Origin of the sequence: Paraliobacillus sp. X-1268, assembly GCF_003426095.1 — a bacterium.
GTDB lineage: Bacteria > Bacillota > Bacilli > Bacillales > Amphibacillaceae > Paraliobacillus_A > Paraliobacillus_A zengyii.
On record NZ_QJSK01000001.1, the window covers coordinates 889,629 to 912,923 of the forward strand.

The window sequence follows — 23,295 nt, forward strand, 5'->3', positions numbered from 1 at the left end:
GTTCTTTATATATCTATAAAGTAACCAGTACCAAATAATAAGTATTATTATCGAGGACCCAAACATCGGTATGAACCCGAAAAATAATGTTAGAAATAAACAATATGCAGTAAAAATACCTGAAAGAAGAAAAATGATAAATCCCCAATTTTCAGACGGATGAAGTACCCAGTTTATCTTATCTGGATTTGTTCTAAGAATAAACCACGTGTAACCAATGAGCCAAAACACACTGAAGGTAAAAGGCGTAAATAATACGAGTATGTTAATATCTCCACCAAATCCTGCGCCAAATATCATAACAAACGATACCAGGGAGAGAAATATAAGAACAATGAAAAAACTAACATGACCAAGAAATACTTTCACAATAATCATCTCCATAGATAAGTTGATTGAGGTAAGTTCATAAGAGAAAGAGAGTAACTGATTTCTCTGTTAAACTGTCCGTTAGTAATTAAATTAGGAAACTTAGTTATTTTAAATCTTTCCAATCTTCATAAATATTAGCATCAATACTTAGATTATTAGTTCTTAACCATTCAAAAGCTTTTAGTACAAGTGGTGAAGCATTTTCCAACGATACATCTTTTTCCGATACCGTAAAATCTCTCCACAACCAAGAGAGTTTGATATCGATAACTCCAATATTTTCTTCAATTTCAATTTCAATTTCAATTTCAAGACCTGTTTCTTCAAGGAACTCTCTTTTCATAGCAGTGGATAAAGTTTCACCATCTTCTAAGCTTCCTCCATGAAGGTCATATCGGTTTATATAAGCACCACATTCTTATCTATCACCAATAGTTTCCCATCCTTCACACATATTCCATATACCCCAAAATCCCTATGATATTTTTTATTAGACACAAAATTTTTCTAATAGCTTATTAAACATTCATTCCTGCTACGTTAACAATAACGGCAGTAACAGCTTGGTAAACTAAAGAATCTATTACTTCAATAAGGATGGCTCTTAAAAGTAGTCTGGGATTTCAAATGATATGGAGTCGATAGCATTTTCTTTTGAATAATACATACAATCACTGTCTTTATATTTTTGTCCTTCATTAGGTAGTTCAATAAAACCTAATGTTTTGTAAAAATCTGCCCCAATATCGCTATACAGGAAGAAGTTGTTACAGTCTTCTTCCTGTTCTAATTCATTTATCGTTTCTTTGACTAATAAAGAAGCATATCCCTTTTTTCTAAATGTTAAAGGAGTAGCAATTGAACCAATACCTTTTACAATTATGTCTTCTGAAGGATTTAGTTCATATACGATGAGAGAGCTTAATAATTCCTTTGTATCTGTTGCTTCAAGAACGTACCATTTCCCCTTTTTATACTTACTAGAATCCTGGCACATAGTTACATATTCTTCAGATGACATGTTATCTCCCCAAACATCATAACCCATCATATATATATCTATCATATCTTCTTTTGTTGCTTCCCGAATTTTTTTCAAATTATCTCTCCTTGTTTTGTATTTAGATTATATATTCACGTTTTTAAGTTTATCAAGACATCTATTCTTGCATCTTTTTCCACTCTTGCACCCGTTTGTTGAACAGAGATATTGCCAATTTTGAGGAGCGACGTTCCAAGGCTTTATCTGTTTTTTCTTTTTAATTAAAGAAGTTACCAATTTTAATTCTCAGTTATTTTTAACAAACCTGTGTCTTTAATAAGAATTATCCATCGACAATTTTTCCCTTACTATAATTGCAGTCCATAAAAATGCTATTGTAGACGCCAAATCAAGTATTCTGATATTATCGTATTGAATTATTGAATAAATAAAAGAAATGATATGTAGTACTGAAAAAATTACTAAAATATAAAAAAGACCTTTTTTCAAAAGAAAAATTCCTCCTTTTTTCTCTATTCCTCTCATATCAATTTTTTAACAATTCTGCTAATTTAGCACAATATTCTACTACCCTTGTTGAACTAAAGCACCCGTTAAACAAGGAATTCAAATAAGTCTACACTTAAACCTTTAAATCAAGCAATTCATCTAGCTGATTTATAACATAGTTCGGCTTAGCTTTATCTTTAAATACCTTTTTATTTCGATTTATCCAAACACTCTTAATCCCTATCTTCATCGCACCATTTACATCACTAGAAAGAGAGTCACCAATGTGAATAACTTCATTTTTTGATAGATTGCTTAATTTTAGAGCTTTTTGAAACATTTCAGGGCGTGGTTTATAGGAATTTACATCTTCACTTGTAACCAATCCATTGACTTTTAATTTATGAAATTCAATTGCCGTTTTTATATCAAAAGTATCAATATTAGAGAGTACGTATATGGGAATGGTATTGTATTCAAAAAATTTTAAAGAATCCTCAAAAATAGAGGGTTTCATCCAATGATTAAACATTAATTCACTTAATGCCTTATCATCTAGCGTTGATCCGAAGTGAGAAAGTGTATTTTTTAGAGAGATAGTTTCTAATACTCTTTGTGTTTTAAAAGTTTCACCATAACTCTCTTCAAATAACTTAGAAAATTCCTTCCACCAAAAGCCTCCTATCTCAGTTAAAGTGGCTTCAGTCTTTGAATTTTCTTTAATTTGATTACATATGTTTAAAATCACCTCTCCATCTTCGTGTACAACAGTTCCATAAAAGTCTAAAAATAATGCTTTAATAGACATTAAAACTCCCCCTTAAATCTCCTTTTTTATTTTGTTCAGCTAATAAAGCCTTATGCCCTTCTTCTTCCACACTACTGCTCGTTAATTGGATTAAAAATGCCTTTTCCATGTTGTACTAAAGCACCCGATCGTTGAAGTATAGGGATTTTCTGCTTTACTCCCAAAAGCAAACTTGCAATTTATTATTATCTAAATCGTAAAAATCAAAAAACTTATTGTCGCCATCATCTTTTAATTTAGTTACTTCTACACCTTTTTCTTTTAACTTTAAATATGTATTTTTAATATCAGTAGTGAAAAAAATCGGATAAGTTGAGTTCTCTTGCGAAGATACACTTCCTTCTTCAATAGTTAATGGAACTCCACTATTCCCAATCGTGAATACTTGATAACCGTCTCCTTTGAATGCTACTTTAAAACCTAACTCCTGGTACCAAATACTTGATTGCTCCACATTTCTAACCGTTAAACATACAGTGTCTATCCTTTCAAACATATAACTACACTCCCTTTAAAGAATTTAATAGCTTATTTCTAATATTAGGTAGTTTCAACGTTGTTCAATTAACCTGCCCTATAGTTGAACAAGGGTGGAATTCCTTGTTAAAGGAAAGCCCCGTTTATTTAAGTACATTACTTTAAACATGAAAATACATTATATTTGTAGAAAGGACACACTGATTATAGAATTGCATCTTTAATTTAAATTTTCGTGGTACCACTTTCTAAGCTGATTGATATGAGCCTGATGATAACGGTTATGGTCAGCCATATGCCATATGCCCCATCGAATGGTTGCTTGCTTTTCGTTTTCATGTCCAAAAGTGACAACATTATCTAGATCAGCATCTGTTAATTGTGTACATGTATCTTTAAACATTTTTAATACACCATCATATTCAGATATAAGATCGTTCAAAGATTTCCCTTTGACCATAGGAAGTCTATTATTTGCATCTATCATAGGTCCATAATGCTCTTTTAGGGAATCAGGAAGTGGTTGTCCTTTTATTCTATAAACCCAATTAAGATCAACATACATGATATGTTTGATTAACTGGGCGGTACTATTAAAGTTGTAATTTGGTCCTTTGTAATCTACTTCTTCTTGTGACATACCATCAACAATAAATTTTATTCGTTGGCTATTTTCTTTCACAGTGGAATATAATAACCCCACAGTTGGTGACATAGTTGCTTCACCTTTTAAATCTTTAAACATCCCAGATTTCCTCCCTAGCTTTATAATATTCACACTTTAACCTTAATCTTTCATGGTTGTTAATTTAATAGCGATGCTTATATAGGCTCTGCTCATTATTAAAGTAAAACATTCCGCTTGTTGAACAAAATCCAATATAATCAGCTTATTTTTTTAATTTAAACACCATGAAATCAGCACATCTAAAATCTTCTTCAAATCCATTTTCGTGAGCACCAAAAATACAAAGAAATGAGCAGTGTTTCATTTTACCAAGCAAAAGCAGTCTCATCTCGTTCAGCGGTCACACTAGGCCCCTTGTTTTCGTCTTATCACAATAAAACCATCCGTCGGCCTAACAAGGTATTTTAATCAACCTTACACTTTATAGCTCTTGTTGCAATAAAAGTTTTAATATACTTATCTAAAACCCTTGAACCTCCAAAATCATCTTCATAAAAACCTGAAATAACGAATCCTGCGTCAATTTGACCTTTCATTTGGTCTTCTAAAGTATGGGCGTACTCTATTGTTTGGCTTGAATTGATATAGTCTTGAACTTTGTCCTCGGGTAAATAGTCCAATGTAGATGAAGGTATAGGATGTTTAACATCAAGATTACCTTTTCTTTCTTGTTTATCATCAAAAATCCATAATAAAGGATTAGTAAATCCAGCAATTAAGATGCCATTATTTTTCAATACTCTTGACACTTCATTCCATACAAGACGAACATCTTTTACAAATAAATTAGAAACTGGATTAACAACAATATCAAAATATTCATTTTCAAATTCACTAAGGTCTGACATATCACCTTGTACCGTTTTTAAAGTTAATCCATTACGTTCAGCTACCTTTTCATCTTGCTTCAATTGCTTTTTAGATATATCGATAACTGTTACATCTGCACCAGCAGCCGCTAAAACTGGTCCTTGTTGCCCACCTCCCGACGCTAAACAAAGTATCTTTAATCCAGCTAATGATTTAGGAAACCAATTCCTCGGGACTGATTTTTCAGTAGTCACTGTAATTTCCCATTCACCATTTTTACTTTGTTCAATGATTTCGCTACTTACAGATTGGGTATACCTAGAACCTTCTTCAACTTTTTTATCCCAAGCGTTGCTATTTTGTTGTGTTGTATCCATAGTAATCCCCCTATTTTTCTGGATTTCATTTTTAATGCTAACATTTATTAGCTTGTTATTTGTCCTCACTGTTCTTATCTTCTTTTTTAAGATCTTTTTGCATTTAAAGTTGTTGTGTTATATATCCAACTTGTATTTGAGCTGTTTTACCTGTAGATAAAAAAACAAACACAATAACATCCTGCTTCTTAGTATAAACAAAGTTGCTTTAGCCTTATTAAAAGGAACGACCGGATAATTGGTTAAGAATTATTTTTTCTCGTCTACTAAATCTTGAGATAAACGAATCATATCTTTGCACGGAATACCGTTTTCAACAATTTCTTCATGATAATGTTTAACAAAAAAGTCCCTATCAACACCAATTATCCTAAAGCCACATTTTTGATAAAGAGCCAATTGCCCAATACCTGAATTCCCAGTGCCAATTTCAATTGTTTTGTAGCCTTTTGTCTTAGCTATCTTGAGTGCATGCATTACTAACTGTTTCCCTATACCTCTAGCTTGTTTCTTTTCTATGACTGCAACATTTACCAGTTCAACTGTCTTTGGTCTTTTTGGAAGTAATACATAAACTCCAACAATTTGCTGTTCGCTCTCAGCTACAAAACATTCGCCCCTATTGACGTATTCCTCAACAATTTCTATGGAAGGATCAGCCAGTAACAATAATTCAATAGGAAGTTTTTCACCTTTATTAAGTTTCCTAATATCCATTTTATTCTCCCTTATTAAACTCAAATTCCATTGAAATAATTAAAACTCTTCTTTTAAAATAGAGTACCTTTTTAAATCTCTATGTTCTCCTTTCACAAACATACCTTTTCTAATTGTACCTTCAAAAGACATTCCTACTTTTTCCATTATACGTGCTGAACCTATATTTTCTACATCACACCTTGCTTGAATTCGTACTAAATCCATTTCATTAAAGCCGAATTTAATTATTTCCTTTGCAACTTCAGTAATTAAACCTTTTCCCCAATAATCTTTAGAAATTACATATCCGAGTTCAGCAATTTGTTGACTAGGTTCCCACCAAACAAAATCGATAGTTCCGATGAATTTACCGTTTTCCTTGTATTCAATCCCCCACGGTGAAACCTGTTTATTTTCATATTTTTTTAATATAGATTCAACAAAAGCTTTTGTATCAGAAATTGTTTCGTGAGTATCCCAGGATACATACTTAGACACTTCCTCATTTGAACCGTATAGGTGCATATCTTCAATGTCTTCTAAAGTGACTTTTCTTAGAATAAGACGTTCTGTTTCTATGATAGGTAAATCACCGTATACTTTCTCAATCTTCATTTAATCTCCTCCACTAATTACTTGCTGAGACCACTTTTAGAAAGTAATTTCAATTCTTCTCTTTGTTTAACTAAACTGTATAGTCAGTTCAACAATTGCAGCAAAAGCCTGTTCGATTATTGCGACTGATAGTTAAATAAATATGTCTATTTCATTGATTTGCGAACACTTTCTTGTACCATTAACACTTCTGATTCCATATCTATATGAGGGATTTCCTCATCAATACATTTATACCAATATTCTAAGTGTTTCTTATCTATTTCGTGAGCCGATTCTTCAACATTTGATCCGCCTTCTCCTTGTAATGAATGCCAATATAGGTATTCCGTTTCTCCTTGTTTCTCTCTAAAGATAGATTCTACATACATTTTTTCATCATTTAGAGTCAGAAGAACGTCTTTCATATTATCATTTAAGAATTTCATCCATTCATCTACAACACTTGATTTACCTTGCTTAACTTTGAACTTTGACAGTTCTACTTTCAGTGACATTCACACTCTCTCCTTTTTAGACTGTTATACATTAAAGCACCCTAGAGCAGACTGACCTCTTTCAAATATCAACTTACACATTCATGTTAGCTTAACTCTATTATCTTAAATCCGTTCTTAATAATGAAAAAATTAAGGCATCGTGAGACTGGTTATTTTGATAAAGGTACCCTCTTAATAGACCTTCCTTAGCAAAACCTAATCGCATTAATAGTTGTATAGATGGTTCATTTTGAGGAAACGTTACAGCACCAATTCTAAATAAGCCTAAATCTTCAAATGAATAACGTAATACTTCTTTTACTGCTCCAGTCGTAATTCCTTTGTTCCAATATGAAGGATGCAATTCAAAACCAATTTCAGCCCTCTTACTCCAAGGGTTAAGGTTGTTCAATCCCAATGTACCAACAAATTCATCTGTTTCCTTTAGTACAATTCCCCATCGTATCCCTCTTTTGCTTTCAAATGTCTTTTGAAAAGACTCTACTAATCTAGAGGCATCGTCAATATTTTTCAAACTATCCATCCCATAATATTTAGTCACATCATCTTTTGACATAATTTCGAAATAGCTACGTGTGTGTTCCTTATTTATTTGAACTAATTTTAGTCGATTTGTTTCCAATTCATGAAATTCCATAGATTTTCTCCCTCTCAGTTTTCTCATATAAATACCTTTACTTCAATAAGAAGAGCTATTACCTTTTTTGTGGCAGTGCCATGTATTAAGACACTATTGTATGCATTAATAATTATCAATGATTCCTCCAAGTGAAGAAGCTTCAATGATTGGATTTTTCATGATTTCTACGATTTCATCCTTCGTGCCATAAACAACTACACCCAATGATTCTACATCGTCTATGCTAATACCTTCCATAGCATTATAGGCTTTCTCATGTTCACTGAATTGACTTGTTTTTAGCAGCTTTAAGAACTCATCATATTCATATGCCATATCTGTTGTTGACGTATAAGCGTTTCTTATAGAAAAACCTAATGCTTTATTCTCATTAATAAATGTTGCAGACCAATCGTATTCCTTTGCCTCTTGTTGAAACGTGTTTAATTGGCTATTGCTATAGGTATTTAGCCAAAACCAAGTCATTTCTGGAAGCTGCGGGAAAGGCAGTTCACTTAGCTTATATGGCTGATCAAAGGAAAGAGCTACCTCATAAATTTTTTCTCCTTCCAAGTTCTTAATCAACTCTTCATCATTTTTATACTTTTTGTAATCAACCTCTGGATGAAAAAACAACATTTCTCTCCACCCGTTTTCTTTATAGGAAAATTGCCAATCGTCTCCTGTGACTCCGATGCTGCCACCTGAACCTCTTGAAGCTAATACTGATGGATTCAGTCCGAATTGATATTGTTCTTGTTCAATAACAATTGATTTAATTTTCATGTCTTTTGAAATTTTATAATGGCTCATCCCGCCTAAAATACCTCTTGAATCCACTGTTTCACTGATATAACCATTCGGCGTGCTAAGTCGTACATAAGCATCCCATTTCTCAAAAGCCTTTTGACTGAAATAAGCTGAAATAGCAAAATTGGCTATGTTTAAAATAACAAACACGATGATAGAAACGAAAATAATCGTTATCATCGATTTCCTTTTACCTTTTTTAACGGCCATTTTTATCTTCTTCTCATCAAAAATATCCTCTGAATTTTCATTCATGAAGGTGCCTCCAGTTCTTTTGAAATTCTTTTCTTGCTCGAAATAAATAAGTCCTAATCGTTTCTTCCTTCATTCCTAGTAATATTGAAATCTCTTTATAGCTAAGTTCGAATTCATATTTTAATACAAGAAGCTGTTTAAAGATTCCTTGTATACGTTCTAGAGTAAGTGCAATTTCATGATTCATATCGATATTTAAGACACTAGTTTCGGTATCTTGGTCATTCGCAAAATTGTTCCAAAAGCGATAATCATCAATTACAACCACTTGTTCTTTTCCTTTTTTCTTTAAAATTTTTTTATATTCATTTATAGAAATGGTAAAAATATATGAGAGGGCTTTATCTGAAGGAACGCCACTACTATAAGTGATATATTTCATATAGCTTTCTTGTACAATATCTTCTGCATCTTCATGGCTACAACCATTCTTTTTCAAATAAAAATAAATCATTTTTGCTTGTTTTTTGTATATTTTCAACAGTAGCTGAGAATCCATACCCTCCCCCTTTTCAAACATCCTTCATTAATAAAGAGTTATTTTTCGTAAAAAAGTGTACAGAAAAATTGAAAATATTTTATACTTGAAATATTAATCTCAAAATAAAATGCATTATAAATACCGTTTAGATTTATGTAATAAATAATTATTCAGTTCCGGAGTAATCTTTTGTTAAACATTCTCAGCCGTGGTATAGAAAACATCATCTAACCATAAGATAATCTATCAAAAATCCAGCAATTATTAACAAAATGCCAATAAGAAAGTTTACCTTTTTTTCAGATATTTCTGTTTTTTCAAGTATAAAAAAAATCACTCCTAATGTTCCTATATACTGAATGCTATTGAGAAAGTCATTCTCTTTGAAAATAAACAAATTTGGATAATATTGATGAATCCCAGAAACTAATCCAAATATAAAAAGTAACAATGGTATTCTTAATTTCCATTTCATTTCTCGAGTCCTCCTAACCACTTTCAATTTACCATTCTTCAAGTAACCTGCTGCAATAATCGAACAAGAATTACAATTTCTTATTTAAGTAAAGCACTCGTTAACGGAAGAATGCATAAGGATTTTCTTATTCCTTTTTAGTTTTATGTGAGTCAATTGTTATTCCGAACACCAAACAAGAACCAGTTACTTGAATTCAAATACACTTTATTTTAAATACATTAATTTTTTCGCATTTATCATCTGAAACTGTTTCAACATAAATCCAACCCCTATTTCTATAATATTCAGATGTATCTTCCGTTCTTAAATAAAGTTCTTTAAACCCTAACTCTTTAACTACGTCTATTGTTCTGGCTACTAACTGCTGTCCGATACCTCTGCCACGATAAGCTGGCTTCGTATAAAGAGATGCAAGCCAAGGTTTGTACATAGCTCTTATCGTTAAATCGTTCTCAAATATAGATACAGTTCCTAAACATTCTCCGTTTTCTAAAGCGACAAGTGTTATCGGAAGTATAGTGTCCCTAGTATTTGAAAAGTGTTTAACAACATCTTCATATTCCATACCACTTTTCGTTTTTACCACAAATTCCTTATAAATCATCTCAGAAACTTCTTTTATATTATTGGGATGGTTAGACAAAAAATCAATATTCACTCTAGTTCTCCTTTTCTACCTTAAAATATTGACTTGACCTTCCTAAACTAACCGTTAGGGCAATAACTTCAACCAAAAGACCGTCAAACCTCTTAGTTAATTCAACTAGTTTAATTACATCCTAAAATCATTTCTTTAATTCATTCGCTAGAGAGTCAATCGCAGCCAATACTTCCTGGATATTTTCATTTGTATTCATTTTATTCCGAGCATAAAGAAGTATAGGTCTAACTGATTCAACTGAGCGTCCAAATTCATACATCCATTCATATCTTGGAACCATCCATGTATGAAAATGATGTGTTGTATCTTCATTATAGAAATAATAAACGCATTCAATCCCTAAAACGTCTCGTTGAGCCTTCCTTATCTTTGATAGTACCTGCATATAATCTATCATTTCTTCTTCTGTTAATTCATCAAAACATTTAATATGGCGTTTAGACGCTACTATTATTAGGCCCTTAATTGGATATGCGACATCTTGATGAGCATGAAAATAATTTGTTTCAAAAACGACACCACCATCTGGTTCAATCAAACCACTTGTTAATGCACAACTTAAGCATCTAACTTCAACTGTTTTTCCATTTGATAAAGTTATTTCCCTCATAGATTCACCCTCCTTATCTATGTTAAAAACTATATTTTTCTTACAAATCGTAATCGACTCTGTTAGTTGAAGAAAAAATCTTAAATGGTCCATTTGAAATAAGTAAACTTTAAATAGTTTCCATTCATTTCAAATACTTCATCACTTGTTGATATATGCTTAAATCCGCTTTTCTCTAAGATTCTTTGTGAGGCTAGGTTGTTAGTCGTTGTCTTCGCTAAAATCTGTTGAATATTTTGCTTTTCAATAGTTCCTATTAACAGTTTCAATGCTTTAGTAGCAATTCCCTTTCCTGTATATGCTTCTCCAACTCGATAGCCGATATAACCCAAGTTATCAGATAGATCGATATCGACTACGTTTATTCGTCCAATAATCACAAGCTTCTCATTCTTAATTAAATAATAATAGGATTGCCCATCATTTTGTTCATCCAATAAGGCTTTGTGCCGTATCTTAAAGGTTTTCCAATCATAATAATCCTGACCACGACTTGGTACCATCTTTTCAAAATAATCTCTGTTCTCAAGTTCAAATTCATATAACGTTCTAGCATCAGCTTGGCTTAATTTCTCTAATGTGATTTTCATGATAGTTACCTTTCCATTTCTAGATTGTGGTATAACCTCTTTTTCTATTTTTTATTCTTCAATTAAACTGCTGCGAATTTAACGAGAAATGCCGTTTTTTCTTATTCAATTAAAGTGATTAATCTATAAATGCTAACTTCATAATTAACAAAAATGATTGAATAAGAATGTACAGTTTTGGGCTATATATGAATGTGGAGAACATACATATACAACTAAATATTGAAACAGAATTCAACATTAAAGGTAGTGATGATATATCAAAACTATAGCTTATTACGGAGAGTCTCATAGGGGGGGGTTCTTGTTGTACTAACTTTGTTTCTCGAATCACTACATCCGAAATAAAAGAATCGATTTCACCAACAAACTTGTTTACTTCTGGAAGTTGATAAAACGTGCTAGCTGTTGAAGGGTCATTTATTTTTTCGTTAGGAGAATAAAGGTATATTCTTTTATTAAGACCTAATGCTATTCCTAACTCGATATGCGTACCTTTTCCACCAGGTAAAATTATTATAATAAAATCCGATTCTATGACACCATCTTTTTCTTTTTGACCGATTTTTTTTAACTTTTCTAAGTTGTCAGCCCTCTCGTTCGCTGTCCAGTCGTATGCTTGAATAAAACCTGCTTGCTTTAATTGACCAGCAACGTTTCTAACAATTTCAATATTATTTAAACTAGATGCAATATAAAACTTCATTTTATTTTCCTTCTCCAATTTTTTGAATTTTATTATAGAACTTGATCAACGTTTGTTCTATTTTTTGTATAAATGAAGGCCTAATCTAAAAAGAAAAATCAAGAAGATTAAAGTAAATAAAGCACCAATTGTACCCCAATCTATTACGCCATTTCCAACGACACTTACAATTATAATTGCTACAAGTACGCCCAACATACCAAAAAGAAACGATTTCAATCGATTAAACAAATTAACTACCCCTTCCCATTTAATAAAAGATAATGGCAACAATCGCATCCGTTAGTTTAATTTTTCTAAAGTTACATAATCCTTTGTTTTAGTTATTGGAATACTGTATAAGTTAGCGAAATCAATCAAATCACTATAAACTTTTTCTGGGTAGAAATTAAAAATTTTAAAATTGAAGCCTTTATTATTTTTCACAATTACACATCTCTTGCCCCAGCCACTACGTTTAAATTTCATACTATCGATTTGTTTATGTTCAACGTTTCTTTTATAAACTATAAATTTGAATAGTAGGATTTTATAATTCAAGGAATCTTCTACTATCTTAAACTGAAAATTGATAAATACTGTTGCAAGGATAAATATTGAAAAAGGTACTAGAAAATAATACATTGCAGGATAATCGGTACTAGTAAACAATGCCCTTACAGCCCATATAAATAATAGAAACTGAAGAACTTTTTGTGTTTTTGCATTGTAAATCAATTCTCCTCCCCCTGCCTAACAGTTATAGTTTTTCATCTAATCTTTTACTTTGATCACATATTAATTTTAACATAAAATCCCAATAATTTCTTAAGCACAAAAATAGGAATTCCATTATCGACGATCCCTTGTTTCACATTGCACTGATTAATTTTAGTTAGTATTTTTACGATCAACTTTAAAAGTTACTAAATACGGGGTTAGCAGAAAACCAATGAATAGTATGAAAAGGCCTATACCCATAGTTAGTAAAATATTATTAAAAGGGGATAGAAACTGCATAAAAACTAACATTGGCAATATAGTTATACAAGCATTTGTAAGTCGTCCACGTATCGTTATATAGTGTTCAGCACCACACTTCACGCATATTAAGGGTTTTTCTATCGTTCCCCACAACAACCTATAGATGCTACGTCGACTAAATTTTGTATTGCATTTTTCACATTTTTGCAAACAGAATCCACCTTCATCTCTGTCTTATTTCCAGATCACTTATTATTTTCAATTAAAAAATCCTTTGCCATAAAATAGGCATTTGCTGTGAACAATTGTGATTTTATCTGGTTTTTTCTTAGTAAATCTCCCATTTCATTGAAATCAATTAAGAAAGTTTCTATATCTTCAGTGTTATCTAACTCTTGTTCAAATTCCTTATAGGCATCTACGATAAGGTAAGTAATAACTTTATTTGTTTGAGTAGCTGGATTGACCATAAATTCACCCAATTTTATTGGCCTTTTCTTAGAGGAAAACCCAGTTTCTTCTTTAACTTCTCTTAGTATTCCTTGCTCAAACGACTCGTTCGCTTCAATTTTACCCGCCGGAATTTCTAAAAAAGAATCCTTTCCAGCGTGTCTGTATTGTTTTACAAGCACAATCTTATTATCTTTCGTTACTACAATTGCATTTACCCAATCTGAGTATTCATTGACATAGTAGTCATCTATTACAACCCCATTAGGAAGTTCACATTTATCTTTGCGTAAATTACCGAATGGTGTCTTATATAAATATTCCGAGTTCAAAGTCTTCCATCTCCTCAAACAAACCCCTCCCCGAAATGTGTTTTTAGGTTTTCATTTCTTTCTTTTTAAACTATCCTGTCTCGTTTGTCCAAGCAAACGAGACAGGATAGTGTGACTGTATACTTTTACAATTTTGCAATGGACTAACCATTTGAGGATTCTTTTTATCACTTTTTATTTAAAACACAGTGCTAGAATATTTAATTATTATTTCGAGCTTCCCATTTTCATCAATGGACTTTATTTCTACATCAGCCTCTCCAGAATAACCTTCTTCAAAATACTCAATAACATACTCTGTATGCGAATTGCCTTCGTTATCTTTGTATTCTAATTTTAACGACTCTTCACCAAAACCGCCTCCAGAATCCTTCATTGGATTAACAGTAACTTTAATTTTTTTACCTGGAGCGATGGATGGCACTTGAACTTTCGATTCAATATTCTCATAAGTTAAGTGCAAGCCTGAAATTTCCTGTTTAGTCGAGTTTTCCAAATTAATTTCTAGTTCATCCTGAGCTAGATTGAAAGCTACAAATCCGAATGCACCTATTATTAGGACTATTATAATAATCACAATTTTTTTCATTCGTTTTTCCAAATCTCCTTCCTTATATGCTTTACAACTATCGTATTTCCTTTTCTTTCTATCTAGGTCTCGTCTGTCAAACTTTGAAAAAACCGCTTTTCTAAGTTAATGAAACAAGTTTAAACCTGTTATTTCATTTAATAAAAACTTTTTGCGCACCTTATATTAATCCAAAAAAGTCAGTTTTAAATAACGTAAAGAATAATATAAGAATAAATATTATTTCACTAACTGTTAGTTTATAAGCATTGGGATTTTGTGCATACTTACGTTCCATAACTGCTCTACCTATCTGAGAAACAACAACAAAAATAATTAATATAAACCAAGATTGTAAAAACCAATACCAATCTGATGGATCTCTTGTGATGTTTATTGCAAATCCTAACAAAAGGCTTAAAATTGCAGCAATTCTGATTATCCAATCAACCTTTTTATGTTTTTCGTTAATGTGGTTATAAGAAAAGAATTTCTTTCTCTCCACTTGCAACCATTTTCTCATTATTGTGCTAAACGTAACCCACAATAATAAAACAACAGCTAACAATATTACTAATTTAAGCCAAATAATAGGCTCTACACCATATCCATACATAAAATAAACCACCCTAACTGTAATTTAATTTTTACTAGTCTGATTTGATTAACCTTTGAAATTTAACACCTTGTCTGTTGAATCTATTTTGTGAAACAAGAGAAATATTAAAGCTGCAATTAAACCCAGAACGTTGAGTATGAACATCGTTAAGTAATATATAGATTCGATTCCCTCTGAAAAATAGGAGAAGTATCTTATAGAATTAATTAGTAATGCAAAAATAATAATCATGTTAATATACCTTTTAATATGCGTTCCCCCTCAAAAAATCAACTGAAGCCGCCTTAAAGTCTATTTTAATTGACTATTAAAACATTGTTCACAAATGAATTCACCTTCATTGTGTAAATATGCTTTTATTTCAGTGACACCTTTTCGATCAGGGTAACGCATTTTCACAAAGACCACGTCATTCCCCCCTATTTCTTTTTTACAAATGGTGCATTTAGGTTTCTCCCACAACATATGTAACACCTCCAAAAACATCATACTTTAGTCTTTTTGTTAAAAGTCATTAAATCAGAGAAAGCCAATCCAATTGATAACCCTAAAGGAATAGCGAAATCGTAAATCTCTATTTCTGATTTTTTAAAAAAATAATCAATAAGATAACGTACAGTACTTAAAGAAATAAACCATAGACTAAACGTAAATAGTCTTTTTCTTAATTGAATCCAATTCAACTTCCTTGAATTCGCAATCAATAGGTATATAGAAAATAGTAAGTAGAGAAAGAGATAAATGACATATCCAATAATAAATATAGAAGAAAGCGTAGTATCTATATTCTTATATATGATAAATAACGTAAGTATGGTTCCTATCCAAAATATAATATGTAAAACTAAGTTTAATGAAATATTTTTTTTCATCTTTTACACCTTAACTTTCATCGTCTTAATCCCGTTTGAATATTATCTAAATAATTTTATGAAAAATAAATAATTCTCCCTTTTTACCCATAACTCTTTTTCCTTTATCTATAAATCCTCCACTCTTATAGACGTGTTGAGCAACTGTATTCTTATGGTTTACTGCTAAAATAATTTCGTTCTTACTTGGAAAATTTGTTTTTACAAAGGAACTCAATAATAATAATGACTTCTTTGCTATCCCTTTACCTTGATATATCGAATTAACTGAATATCCTCTTATTAAGATGGCGTCTTCATTATCACTATATGCCTTGACCCCTTCCCATCCATGCAAGACAAAAAATCCTGCTGGTACACCATTAAATAATATAACGATAGGATGTCTCGTTCTATCTTGTTCACATTGTAATAATGCTTGAAAAGGAACTGGCGCATATCTACTTTGTTCATCAGATAAATGATAATCGAGTAATTTAGGTTTGTACGCATCTTTATAAAAATCAAGCGTTATAGTAGTTTTACTTTGAATGGACATCGGCTTCTCCTTTTACAGCGAATCTTTGTTTATATTTATTATATTTTCTACTAAACTGCTAGTTCATATATTAATTTTAACATAATATTACAATAATTATTTTAGTTATAAATTTTTCTTTATAACTAACCGATTGTCGTTTACTTGGTATCCATTTTTCTTATAAAACGCTTCTGGAACCCCACTATTAGAAGTTATTAGATAAAGATTTTTAGTATCTTTATTTTTCAATTCAAGCTCCAATAATTTTAACAGTTTAGTCCCATAACCTTTACCTTGAACTTTCTTATCTATACAAAGTTCCGCTAAATAGTATGTTAACCCTTGGTGGGATCTTTTGTTGTTACCTGCAATAAAACCAATTAAATTATTCTCAATGTAAAGTGAAAAGCCAAAGAATTTAGGTGTATTGATTAAATCTGAAAGTCTTTCTTTTGCAATTTCAAAACTCCAATTCTCATTCCACGGCTCGCTGTTGAAAACATTCATATACAATTCGATACACGGTTCCAATTTTTCAATTGTCATAAGTTCAATTCTTTCTGCCATTAATAATCTCTTCCTTTCTAAACGACTATCATCTCACCACACAAGGGTTTCTCTTCAACTATCCTTAACTTAAATACTTAATAGTCCTTGAATGTTAAGCATCCCTGATAATTGAAATAGCATTATGACTTATAACGTCTTTTCCATCTTTATATTTTTTTCTATGTATCCTAACTTCTCATATAAACTTCGTGCTAAGTTATTGTGAGCGAAGACATGAAGCCCTATATCTTTCAATCCGATTTTTTTGGCCAAAATTTCAATCTCTTGCATAGCTTTTTCACCATAACCTTTACCCTGATTTCCTTCCCAAATATTAATACTATAAATAAAACCTTTTTCATTTGTGATTTGAGCGAGCCAGATCACACCAACTTCATTGCTTCCATCACGAATTGTGAATAAATGATTTTTTGGAGTATCCTTTCCTTCAGGCAATAACCTTTCATATTCTTGTGTTGCCTTGCTAAATGCCTCTTTTGGTTCCCAATTACCAGATTTAATTTGTTCATCTGCAAAATGTTTAATTGCAAAACTTAAATACTTTTTAAATTCCTCTGAATTCATTTGGTCTAATCTAACCGTCATTTTCCCCTCTCCCCTATAATTCTTTCTCGCAAATAATTTTTTGAAATAATAAAGATAAATATATAAAATCTTTGACTATACCTTCTATAGTATTACACGGTTTCAAACCACAACATAAGTCCAGATACAGCCAAAACGAAGATTGCACCAAAAAGGAGTAGTGTAAAATGTTCCTTTTTCTTGGTAACAATCATTTCAACAACCTGAACCGCAAAAGATAAACCTAAGGGTAAATACATTCCAAAAAGGAGTAAATTCGGAAAATCAGTTGAATAATCTGAACTTACTAACCCAGAGATAGATAGGAATAGAATCCTAACAGCAAAACAAACAGAAATTAAGCTAAAAAAAAACTCTCAAAGACAAAAACAACTTATTACTTCTTCTGTATTTTTCTCGAATCCTGCTTACCATTTTCAACTTTAACTCACCCTATTCCACAAAATGGTTATTAACTTAATTGTAACAAACTATTTTACGTATTATTAGACTTTATTCGAAATGAATATAAAAAAGAAATAGCTATCCTACACAACCTGTAGGATAGCTATTTCTTTTGATATCTTATATATTTACTAATTTGATGAGCTTCAATGTTACTAAATTTATGAAGCAGCCATTCCGCCATCAATACGGTATTGTGAACCGCTGATAAAGCTACTATCATCAGAAGCTAGGAAAAGCACAAGGTTTGCGATATCTTGTGATTCGCCATATCTGCCTAATGGAATTTGTTTTTCTTGGTCTTCTTTTGCTTGCTCTGCATCTTCCGGATTAAATCCTTTTTCTAATGAACGCATCATCCGTGTATTCACTGGGGAAGGATGAATAGAATTAACGCGGACATTATAACTTGCCGCTTCTAATGCTGCGGTTTTTGTCAAACCAATTACGGCATGTTTAGAAGTGACATATGGTGCTACTCCTGGCGTTCCCATCAAACCAGCTACAGAAGAGGTATTAATGACACTACCACTCTCTTGTTTTGACATAATAGGTAGTACGTGTTTTAAACCTAAGAACATACCACTTACATTTATATTGAGTACTTTATTAAAATCTTCTAATGTTTGATCAACAATAGGTTTCACTTTTCCTTCAATTCCGGCATTATTAAAGAATATATCGATACTACCTAATGTATCAACCGTTTCCTTCACATACCTTTTCACATCTTCTTCATCCGTCACGTTAGCCTTAATGGTGATTACTTTTCCATACTGTTGTAAAGATTTTTGTGCTTCATCTAATGCCGCTTGGTCTAAATCGACTAAGGAAACACTAGCGCCTTCTTTAAGAAATGTTTCAGCAGTCGCCACACCGATTCCACCTGCTCCACCTGTTATTAGTGCTGCTTTTCCTTCTAATTTAGCCATTGAAATTTACATCCTTTCTGAATTATGATTGATTTAGTTTATCTAATTAGATTAAATATTTATCTACACTCTATGTATTCCACGTGTATTTACAGATAAACTTTATATTTTGTAAAATTTGATTAATAGTTAATTATAATAGAATAAAAAACCAATAACGAAAAGGCCAAAATACACATTGTATTTTGGCCCATTTAACTATTTATATTTTAAACTAACACATTCTTTATTTGACTCTTTTTTTGTTATTTATGAGAATTAATAATAGAACAACAATGAAACCAATAATTTTAATTAAATAAAAGATATCGGTAATAGTCAACAGAATGATACTAATAAAAATTAATATATTATTTTCATTCTTTTTATTCGTGTTTTTATATAAACGATAACTTATAATAGCAATTACTATTACAAATACGATCAAAAGAACAAGGTATATTGCGTCCAATTCCATCCCCCCATATCTCTTTTCTATAGCCAATATAATCATAACATTTAAAACCATTATTTAACAGAATGGAATAAGCAAACTCGTTTATTCATTCATCAAATTAATTTCTTCCTATACATACAAGCAATTAACTAAACCGATTATTAAGTGTATTAGTTATCATAATACTATAAACACTTTTTTAAGTAATACTTCCCTTTTTTTATGGAAGAGTGTGTATGATGGTCTTAACGATAATAAAAGCATCTTTTTCTTTGTATAATTGATGCTCAAGAAAATTTATATGAATTAATAATTATCCACATTAACGAAGATGTGCTTGTTTACTAACTGGCAGAAAAGTTGAATAAGAATATTAAATTTATATGATAAAATAATACTGGCAGGAAAGGGTGATTGAAATGGAACAAGTTGTCTTTTTCAGCTATATATATATCCTTCTTTATGTTGGTATTTTAGGATTTGGGATATATTTTGTAGTTACTTTACTAAAAAGATCAAAAGAAAGAAATGAATATTTAAAAGAAATTCGTAATGAAATCAAGGAAATTAGAAAGAAATAGATTTTTTGCTAACGGGTGGCTTTACTTTGATAAGACGAATGCAAACTTGTTTCATTAACTGGCAGGATTGTTCAAGAAGATTTTTTCTATAAAATTAGAGAAGCAAATATTAGTTAGAAGTAGTTAAGTAAATGAGGGGAAATAGTATGAAAGAGATAAAACAACTGATAAACCATGAAGAAAAGTCTAAAATCACAAATTATATACTGAGGCAACTACTAGAATGGTTTGGTATTGAAGAAGCTATTGTCAATTACGAAAATGAAGTAATAAATACAGATTTTTATGTTTATTACCTCTCAGATAAGCCAGTCGGATTTATAAGCGTCAAATCTATTAACAAGTACACTTCAGAGATATACGTAATGGGAATCTTAACAGAGTATCAAAATCGTGGTATTGGAAAAAAGTTGTTAGAAACTGTACAAGAAGTTTTAATTAAGAATAATATTAAATTCTTTATGGTCAAGACTTTGGGTGACTCACATCCAGACAAAAATTATAAGAATACAAGAGAATTCTATTATAAAACTGGTTTTTATCCATTAGAAGAAATCAATGAAATTTGGGGCAAAGAAAACCCATGTTTGATTATGGTTAAAAATTTATAGCATGAAATGTAGTAGTGTTTTTTCAATAACGTGGTGCATTAACACAACAAGTTATAATGAATTATCTTAAAAAAGTTACGACAAACTAATTAATAGTTGGTATAATAATTTTAGGTGGTGAGGATATGGAGAATAAAGAGCTAATACAAATGTTTTCATCTATGTTAGACGAGAAGCTACAGCCTATAAATGAACATCTGGAAAGACTTGAAGGTGGACAACAAGTTATTATAGAAAAATTAAATAACGTATCTGAGCAAGTTGCTAGTAATACCGAAAAACAAACCAGTGTTGAAAGTGTAGCTGTAAAAGTAGCCGAGCATGATACGGATATTAAGTTACTTAAGAAATTTATCACAAATTAAAAAAGGGTTGAATGATGTTTTGTGTCATTCAGTCTTTATTTTTTGTTTATAAATGGATTGTGAATGTTTACACTTAGAGTAACGGGTGCTTTCCTTGAATAACGGATTGCACTCCTTGTTCAACTATAGAGGCAGACGAATTCAGTAAGGGATTTATATTTTATGATAGTATTTATCATGTAGATATTTAATCATTAGGAGAGGGATAAAGAGTGACAAAAACACTTAGATTTTTCTTCCTTTCATTATTGATTTTATTATTCTTGAATGGTTGCAATTCAAATAATGCTAATGAAGATATATTTGAATTTAAAGGTTCGTACATTGGAGATAACAGTGCGGTAGGAAACATCGTCAAGCAATTACCAAATGGTGAACACTTTAAAGACTTTGAACTTAAAACTAAAGAAGAACCTTATGGAATGATTTTAAATTATAAAGGGATAGAAGCAGAGGAGATAGAAAAAAAGTATGAAGAAACGGCAATTTATAATGCTACGTTTATACTTGCTTTAGTTCAAAACGCTGAATGGGTAACATTTAATTTTGAACATCAGGAACACCAACTAACCAAAGAAAATCTACAAGATTGGTATGGTAAAGAATTAAGTGAGTATTCAAGTGAAGATGAACTAAAAAAACTAATACAAGAATCTTTAGAAGATGGAAATAAAGTAAATTACTTATTGAACTAAACCGGTGCTTTAGTAAAAGAAGGACTTGTCGCTTTGATTGCTCCTATATTTTTATTCAAGTAAAGTAGCAGGTTAGTTAATACCTCTGCCGCTGCGGCTTGATAAGCAGCGTATCCTAACGTTGGAAGCACCCGATAATTGAAAAGCTTTTTACAATTTGAAATTGATTTTTAGTTTTTCTCTTAGAAAGTGTAAAAAGAAAATAAAGATAGTAACTAATATTAGAAATGCTGGGTTCCCAATCATTCCAGAAAATCCAAGTAGGAGAATAACGCAAAAAATTGGGATACCAATAGTAAAATATAAACCTAATTTACTCATAAACTCTCCTTTCCAATTGCACTAAACTGCTCTTAATTTGAATAAGAATATAAGAGCTGTTGAAGCGACAACTCCTTCTTTAGCTAAAGCACCTGTAACTTTAAGTGCAATCCTTTACATACTCGCAAATTCGTTAGGTGAAGTTAATTTTGACAAGACTAAAGTATTAGTAAGAAGAAAAAAATTAATTCGTTTTATTTTTGGTTAGTTAATAAACGAATCGTGAGGTAGTATTGCGTGTACGCCTTTGGTTCCATTAACGATTTGAGTAATCCTCATATTTACTGTTAAACTAGCTAGAGTATAAGCTTCTTTTCGACTATATCCGTATAGTTCTTCCACAAGGTCTAACATTCCTTCCAGTGCAATAAAACAAGCTTCATCAAGGTCTTCGTGAAAGCCAAATGTAATCCAACCAGCTGGTGTATTTGCACGAGGCATTGATATATTCAGGTCATCTATAAGTGTGAAAGTTAAATCTACAACATCCATTGGGCATTCAATAGCTTGAGTACTAACTTCACCATCACCTTGTAATGCATGTCCATCTCCAACAGAGAACATTCCTCCAGGTACAGGAATTGGTAGATATAAGATACTACCTTCCACTAGCTCTTTACAATCAATGTTCCCACCACAAAATCTTGGCGAGATAGTTGAATGAATTCCAGGCTCATTAGGAGGCATCCCCCATAGTCCCCATAAATGGAGATAAAGAAACTTTATGATTAAATTGACTTACTCCAATCATATTTATTGTATCTAACTCCCAATTTAAGTGATACCTATCTTCTTCTTCTAATCCTAGTCGCTTTTTGAATTGATTTGTGCCACCTGCAAAACTTCCATCCCCAGCAAGCTGGACGAATTTCATTGATTTTAATCATAAGAACCATACCTGGCTTAGCACCGTTAATGGCTATTGGTCCACAAAGGGCGTGACCACTATTTTCTTTTAATTCTTTTGTTTCAAAAACGCTGCGATTACCTGTTGTATTAAAAGGTTCTAAGCCCCATAGTGCATCGAGAATAGAATAACGAACAGAGTCCCCAGAATTTATTGTTAATATTGGTTTGAAACTTTTGGAAAAAGAACCGTGAAGTGTCTGTTTTTCAGGTTTTACATGGTATGTAGTCACTAGAAAACTCCTTTTATAGAATAGTTAAAATACAATCAATTTTTGATATTTTATATCTCTAATAAGTTCTCTAAATATGTTCTATTTCCTTCTTTTCAAACCAGATTATTCTTTTGTATACAGATAGGTAAGGGTTTGAAGTTATCGCTCCCTTTTCCCCCTGTTCACACCGTACATGCGACTTTCACCGCATACGGCGTTCCAACTAATCCAATTCATTCAATTCTATGTATTATTAGATTTG

Annotated in this window: 35 protein-coding genes; 4 read left to right on the forward strand and 31 right to left on the reverse strand. The window is 31.4% G+C overall.

Features of this window, described 5'->3' with window-relative positions:
* Window positions 1–475: 475 nt before the first annotated feature.
* From D2K62_RS04505 to D2K62_RS04645, 29 genes are all read right to left on the reverse strand, one after another.
* Window positions 476–775, reverse strand: coding sequence for an NUDIX domain-containing protein (locus tag D2K62_RS04505; protein WP_232827963.1), 300 nt, complete (start codon window positions 773–775; stop codon window positions 476–478).
* 201 nt (window positions 776–976) lie between these two features.
* Entirely contained in the window at window positions 977–1,471 is a 495-nt protein-coding gene (locus tag D2K62_RS04510) for a GNAT family N-acetyltransferase (protein WP_112180470.1), read from the reverse strand.
* A 526-nt stretch (window positions 1,472–1,997) separates the two neighbouring features.
* Entirely contained in the window at window positions 1,998–2,672 is a 675-nt protein-coding gene (locus D2K62_RS04515) for an HAD family hydrolase (protein WP_112180469.1), read from the reverse strand.
* Window positions 2,673–2,826: 154 nt separating this feature from the next.
* Complete coding sequence (locus D2K62_RS04520) at window positions 2,827–3,168, reverse strand: VOC family protein (protein WP_112180468.1); 342 nt, start codon at window positions 3,166–3,168, stop codon at window positions 2,827–2,829.
* A gap of 201 nt (window positions 3,169–3,369) precedes the next feature.
* Entirely contained in the window at window positions 3,370–3,894 is a 525-nt protein-coding gene (locus D2K62_RS04525) for a DinB family protein (RefSeq protein ID WP_112180467.1), read from the reverse strand.
* A 347-nt stretch (window positions 3,895–4,241) separates the two neighbouring features.
* Complete coding sequence (locus D2K62_RS04530) at window positions 4,242–5,024, reverse strand: class I SAM-dependent methyltransferase (protein ID WP_112180466.1); 783 nt, start codon at window positions 5,022–5,024, stop codon at window positions 4,242–4,244.
* Between the two features lie 249 nt (window positions 5,025–5,273).
* Window positions 5,274–5,741 carry a GNAT family N-acetyltransferase gene (locus tag D2K62_RS04535; protein ID WP_117160983.1) on the reverse strand — a complete coding sequence of 156 codons (468 nt, stop codon included), beginning with the start codon at window positions 5,739–5,741 and terminating at the stop codon, window positions 5,274–5,276.
* Between the two features lie 39 nt (window positions 5,742–5,780).
* Complete coding sequence (locus tag D2K62_RS04540) at window positions 5,781–6,338, reverse strand: GNAT family N-acetyltransferase (RefSeq protein ID WP_117160984.1); 558 nt, start codon at window positions 6,336–6,338, stop codon at window positions 5,781–5,783.
* Between the two features lie 146 nt (window positions 6,339–6,484).
* A complete protein-coding gene (locus D2K62_RS04545) occupies window positions 6,485–6,829 on the reverse strand; it encodes a DUF6176 family protein (RefSeq protein ID WP_117161000.1) in 345 nt (114 codons plus the stop codon).
* A 106-nt stretch (window positions 6,830–6,935) separates the two neighbouring features.
* Window positions 6,936–7,475: a GNAT family N-acetyltransferase gene (locus tag D2K62_RS04550; RefSeq protein ID WP_112180463.1), complete on the reverse strand. Its 540-nt coding sequence runs from the start codon at window positions 7,473–7,475 to the stop codon at window positions 6,936–6,938.
* Between the two features lie 105 nt (window positions 7,476–7,580).
* Window positions 7,581–8,522 carry an anti sigma factor C-terminal domain-containing protein gene (locus tag D2K62_RS04555; RefSeq protein ID WP_117160985.1) on the reverse strand — a complete coding sequence of 314 codons (942 nt, stop codon included), beginning with the start codon at window positions 8,520–8,522 and terminating at the stop codon, window positions 7,581–7,583.
* Window positions 8,515–9,021: an RNA polymerase sigma factor gene (locus tag D2K62_RS04560; protein ID WP_117149170.1), complete on the reverse strand. Its 507-nt coding sequence runs from the start codon at window positions 9,019–9,021 to the stop codon at window positions 8,515–8,517. The genes D2K62_RS04555 and D2K62_RS04560 overlap by 8 nt, the downstream gene beginning before the upstream one ends.
* A 205-nt stretch (window positions 9,022–9,226) precedes the next feature.
* The gene (locus D2K62_RS04565) at window positions 9,227–9,478 is read right to left on the reverse strand and encodes a hypothetical protein (RefSeq protein ID WP_117149169.1); all 252 of its coding nucleotides are present in this window, start codon (window positions 9,476–9,478) and stop codon (window positions 9,227–9,229) included.
* A 196-nt stretch (window positions 9,479–9,674) separates the two neighbouring features.
* Window positions 9,675–10,139 (reverse strand): GNAT family N-acetyltransferase, encoded by a 465-nt coding sequence (locus tag D2K62_RS04570; RefSeq protein WP_117149168.1) that lies wholly within the window; start codon window positions 10,137–10,139, stop codon window positions 9,675–9,677.
* A 127-nt stretch (window positions 10,140–10,266) separates the two neighbouring features.
* Entirely contained in the window at window positions 10,267–10,752 is a 486-nt protein-coding gene (locus D2K62_RS04575; RefSeq protein WP_117149167.1) for an HIT family protein, read from the reverse strand.
* 80 nt (window positions 10,753–10,832) lie between these two features.
* Window positions 10,833–11,342 (reverse strand): GNAT family N-acetyltransferase, encoded by a 510-nt coding sequence (locus D2K62_RS04580; RefSeq protein WP_198663152.1) that lies wholly within the window; start codon window positions 11,340–11,342, stop codon window positions 10,833–10,835.
* 118 nt (window positions 11,343–11,460) lie between these two features.
* A complete protein-coding gene (locus tag D2K62_RS19375) occupies window positions 11,461–12,048 on the reverse strand; it encodes a nucleoside 2-deoxyribosyltransferase (protein ID WP_117149165.1) in 588 nt (195 codons plus the stop codon).
* Between the two features lie 57 nt (window positions 12,049–12,105).
* The gene (locus D2K62_RS18690) at window positions 12,106–12,279 is read right to left on the reverse strand and encodes a hypothetical protein (protein ID WP_157967357.1); all 174 of its coding nucleotides are present in this window, start codon (window positions 12,277–12,279) and stop codon (window positions 12,106–12,108) included.
* Between the two features lie 51 nt (window positions 12,280–12,330).
* Window positions 12,331–12,765: a hypothetical protein gene (locus D2K62_RS04590; protein ID WP_117149164.1), complete on the reverse strand. Its 435-nt coding sequence runs from the start codon at window positions 12,763–12,765 to the stop codon at window positions 12,331–12,333.
* Window positions 12,766–12,918: 153 nt separating this feature from the next.
* Window positions 12,919–13,221, reverse strand: coding sequence for a TIGR04104 family putative zinc finger protein (locus tag D2K62_RS19380; RefSeq protein WP_112180452.1), 303 nt, complete (start codon window positions 13,219–13,221; stop codon window positions 12,919–12,921).
* Window positions 13,222–13,256: 35 nt separating this feature from the next.
* Entirely contained in the window at window positions 13,257–13,811 is a 555-nt protein-coding gene (locus D2K62_RS04600) for an NUDIX hydrolase (protein ID WP_117149163.1), read from the reverse strand.
* A 160-nt stretch (window positions 13,812–13,971) separates the two neighbouring features.
* Window positions 13,972–14,382: a hypothetical protein gene (locus tag D2K62_RS19055; protein WP_232824185.1), complete on the reverse strand. Its 411-nt coding sequence runs from the start codon at window positions 14,380–14,382 to the stop codon at window positions 13,972–13,974.
* Window positions 14,383–14,542: 160 nt separating this feature from the next.
* A complete protein-coding gene (locus D2K62_RS04610) occupies window positions 14,543–14,977 on the reverse strand; it encodes a DUF4181 domain-containing protein (RefSeq protein ID WP_117149162.1) in 435 nt (144 codons plus the stop codon).
* A 294-nt stretch (window positions 14,978–15,271) separates the two neighbouring features.
* A complete protein-coding gene (locus D2K62_RS04615) occupies window positions 15,272–15,445 on the reverse strand; it encodes a Fe3+ hydroxamate ABC transporter substrate-binding protein (protein WP_117149161.1) in 174 nt (57 codons plus the stop codon).
* A gap of 453 nt (window positions 15,446–15,898) precedes the next feature.
* Entirely contained in the window at window positions 15,899–16,390 is a 492-nt protein-coding gene (locus D2K62_RS04625; RefSeq protein WP_117160986.1) for a GNAT family N-acetyltransferase, read from the reverse strand.
* A 105-nt stretch (window positions 16,391–16,495) separates the two neighbouring features.
* A complete protein-coding gene (locus tag D2K62_RS04630; protein WP_117149159.1) occupies window positions 16,496–16,939 on the reverse strand; it encodes a GNAT family N-acetyltransferase in 444 nt (147 codons plus the stop codon).
* Window positions 16,940–17,068: 129 nt separating this feature from the next.
* Complete coding sequence (locus D2K62_RS04635) at window positions 17,069–17,527, reverse strand: GNAT family N-acetyltransferase (RefSeq protein ID WP_112180443.1); 459 nt, start codon at window positions 17,525–17,527, stop codon at window positions 17,069–17,071.
* 605 nt (window positions 17,528–18,132) lie between these two features.
* The gene (locus D2K62_RS04640; RefSeq protein ID WP_117149158.1) at window positions 18,133–18,903 is read right to left on the reverse strand and encodes an SDR family NAD(P)-dependent oxidoreductase; all 771 of its coding nucleotides are present in this window, start codon (window positions 18,901–18,903) and stop codon (window positions 18,133–18,135) included.
* Between the two features lie 226 nt (window positions 18,904–19,129).
* A complete protein-coding gene (locus D2K62_RS04645) occupies window positions 19,130–19,354 on the reverse strand; it encodes a hypothetical protein (RefSeq protein WP_117149157.1) in 225 nt (74 codons plus the stop codon).
* Between the two features lie 404 nt (window positions 19,355–19,758).
* On the opposite strand from D2K62_RS04645, the gene D2K62_RS18880 reads away from it, so the two are divergent.
* The 4 genes from D2K62_RS18880 to D2K62_RS04660 all read left to right on the forward strand — a co-directional run bounded on the left by D2K62_RS18880 (window position 19,759) and on the right by D2K62_RS04660 (window position 21,591).
* Window positions 19,759–19,920, forward strand: a complete 162-nt coding sequence (locus D2K62_RS18880; RefSeq protein ID WP_198663151.1) for a hypothetical protein — start codon at window positions 19,759–19,761, stop codon at window positions 19,918–19,920.
* 131 nt (window positions 19,921–20,051) lie between these two features.
* Window positions 20,052–20,531 carry a GNAT family N-acetyltransferase gene (locus D2K62_RS04650; RefSeq protein WP_232827958.1) on the forward strand — a complete coding sequence of 160 codons (480 nt, stop codon included), beginning with the start codon at window positions 20,052–20,054 and terminating at the stop codon, window positions 20,529–20,531.
* A gap of 125 nt (window positions 20,532–20,656) precedes the next feature.
* Window positions 20,657–20,896, forward strand: a complete 240-nt coding sequence (locus tag D2K62_RS04655; protein ID WP_117149155.1) for a hypothetical protein — start codon at window positions 20,657–20,659, stop codon at window positions 20,894–20,896.
* Between the two features lie 212 nt (window positions 20,897–21,108).
* Window positions 21,109–21,591: a DUF4825 domain-containing protein gene (locus tag D2K62_RS04660; RefSeq protein ID WP_117149154.1), complete on the forward strand. Its 483-nt coding sequence runs from the start codon at window positions 21,109–21,111 to the stop codon at window positions 21,589–21,591.
* 525 nt (window positions 21,592–22,116) lie between these two features.
* On the opposite strand, the gene D2K62_RS19385 is transcribed toward D2K62_RS04660, so the two are convergent.
* Both D2K62_RS19385 and D2K62_RS19390 read right to left on the reverse strand, forming a co-directional pair.
* Window positions 22,117–22,599: an acetamidase/formamidase family protein gene (locus tag D2K62_RS19385; RefSeq protein ID WP_369974624.1), complete on the reverse strand. Its 483-nt coding sequence runs from the start codon at window positions 22,597–22,599 to the stop codon at window positions 22,117–22,119.
* 98 nt (window positions 22,600–22,697) lie between these two features.
* Window positions 22,698–23,051 carry an acetamidase/formamidase family protein gene (locus D2K62_RS19390; RefSeq protein WP_332871747.1) on the reverse strand — a complete coding sequence of 118 codons (354 nt, stop codon included), beginning with the start codon at window positions 23,049–23,051 and terminating at the stop codon, window positions 22,698–22,700.
* Window positions 23,052–23,295 lie beyond the last annotated feature (244 nt).

What these genes read in the sequence shown, in the direction of transcription:
- D2K62_RS04550 (WP_112180463.1), bottom strand. Translation starts at nt 7,475, where the DNA reads ATGGAATTTCATGAATTGGAAACAAATCGACTAAAATTAGTTCAAATA.
- D2K62_RS19055 (WP_232824185.1), bottom strand. Translation starts at nt 14,382, where the DNA reads ATGAAAAAAATTGTGATTATTATAATAGTCCTAATAATAGGTGCATTC.
- D2K62_RS04630 (WP_117149159.1), bottom strand. Translation starts at nt 16,939, where the DNA reads ATGGCAGAAAGAATTGAACTTATGACAATTGAAAAATTGGAACCGTGT.
- D2K62_RS04650 (WP_232827958.1), top strand. Translation starts at nt 20,052, where the DNA reads ATGAGGGGAAATAGTATGAAAGAGATAAAACAACTGATAAACCATGAA.
- D2K62_RS19385 (WP_369974624.1), bottom strand. Translation starts at nt 22,599, where the DNA reads ATGCCTCCTAATGAGCCTGGAATTCATTCAACTATCTCGCCAAGATTT.
- D2K62_RS04565 (WP_117149169.1), bottom strand. Translation starts at nt 9,478, where the DNA reads ATGAAATGGAAATTAAGAATACCATTGTTACTTTTTATATTTGGATTA.
- D2K62_RS04575 (WP_117149167.1), bottom strand. Translation starts at nt 10,752, where the DNA reads ATGAGGGAAATAACTTTATCAAATGGAAAAACAGTTGAAGTTAGATGC.
- D2K62_RS04520 (WP_112180468.1), bottom strand. Translation starts at nt 3,168, where the DNA reads ATGTTTGAAAGGATAGACACTGTATGTTTAACGGTTAGAAATGTGGAG.
- D2K62_RS04535 (WP_117160983.1), bottom strand. Translation starts at nt 5,741, where the DNA reads ATGGATATTAGGAAACTTAATAAAGGTGAAAAACTTCCTATTGAATTA.
- D2K62_RS04615 (WP_117149161.1), bottom strand. Translation starts at nt 15,445, where the DNA reads ATGTTGTGGGAGAAACCTAAATGCACCATTTGTAAAAAAGAAATAGGG.
- D2K62_RS04555 (WP_117160985.1), bottom strand. Translation starts at nt 8,522, where the DNA reads ATGAATGAAAATTCAGAGGATATTTTTGATGAGAAGAAGATAAAAATG.
- D2K62_RS04640 (WP_117149158.1), bottom strand. Translation starts at nt 18,903, where the DNA reads ATGGCTAAATTAGAAGGAAAAGCAGCACTAATAACAGGTGGAGCAGGT.
- D2K62_RS04635 (WP_112180443.1), bottom strand. Translation starts at nt 17,527, where the DNA reads ATGACGGTTAGATTAGACCAAATGAATTCAGAGGAATTTAAAAAGTAT.
- D2K62_RS04540 (WP_117160984.1), bottom strand. Translation starts at nt 6,338, where the DNA reads ATGAAGATTGAGAAAGTATACGGTGATTTACCTATCATAGAAACAGAA.
- D2K62_RS04525 (WP_112180467.1), bottom strand. Translation starts at nt 3,894, where the DNA reads ATGTTTAAAGATTTAAAAGGTGAAGCAACTATGTCACCAACTGTGGGG.
- D2K62_RS04515 (WP_112180469.1), bottom strand. Translation starts at nt 2,672, where the DNA reads ATGTCTATTAAAGCATTATTTTTAGACTTTTATGGAACTGTTGTACAC.
- D2K62_RS19375 (WP_117149165.1), bottom strand. Translation starts at nt 12,048, where the DNA reads ATGAAGTTTTATATTGCATCTAGTTTAAATAATATTGAAATTGTTAGA.
- D2K62_RS04655 (WP_117149155.1), top strand. Translation starts at nt 20,657, where the DNA reads ATGGAGAATAAAGAGCTAATACAAATGTTTTCATCTATGTTAGACGAG.
- D2K62_RS04625 (WP_117160986.1), bottom strand. Translation starts at nt 16,390, where the DNA reads ATGTCCATTCAAAGTAAAACTACTATAACGCTTGATTTTTATAAAGAT.
- D2K62_RS04580 (WP_198663152.1), bottom strand. Translation starts at nt 11,342, where the DNA reads ATGAAAATCACATTAGAGAAATTAAGCCAAGCTGATGCTAGAACGTTA.
- D2K62_RS04560 (WP_117149170.1), bottom strand. Translation starts at nt 9,021, where the DNA reads ATGGATTCTCAGCTACTGTTGAAAATATACAAAAAACAAGCAAAAATG.
- D2K62_RS04530 (WP_112180466.1), bottom strand. Translation starts at nt 5,024, where the DNA reads ATGGATACAACACAACAAAATAGCAACGCTTGGGATAAAAAAGTTGAA.
- D2K62_RS18880 (WP_198663151.1), top strand. Translation starts at nt 19,759, where the DNA reads ATGGAACAAGTTGTCTTTTTCAGCTATATATATATCCTTCTTTATGTT.
- D2K62_RS04610 (WP_117149162.1), bottom strand. Translation starts at nt 14,977, where the DNA reads ATGTATGGATATGGTGTAGAGCCTATTATTTGGCTTAAATTAGTAATA.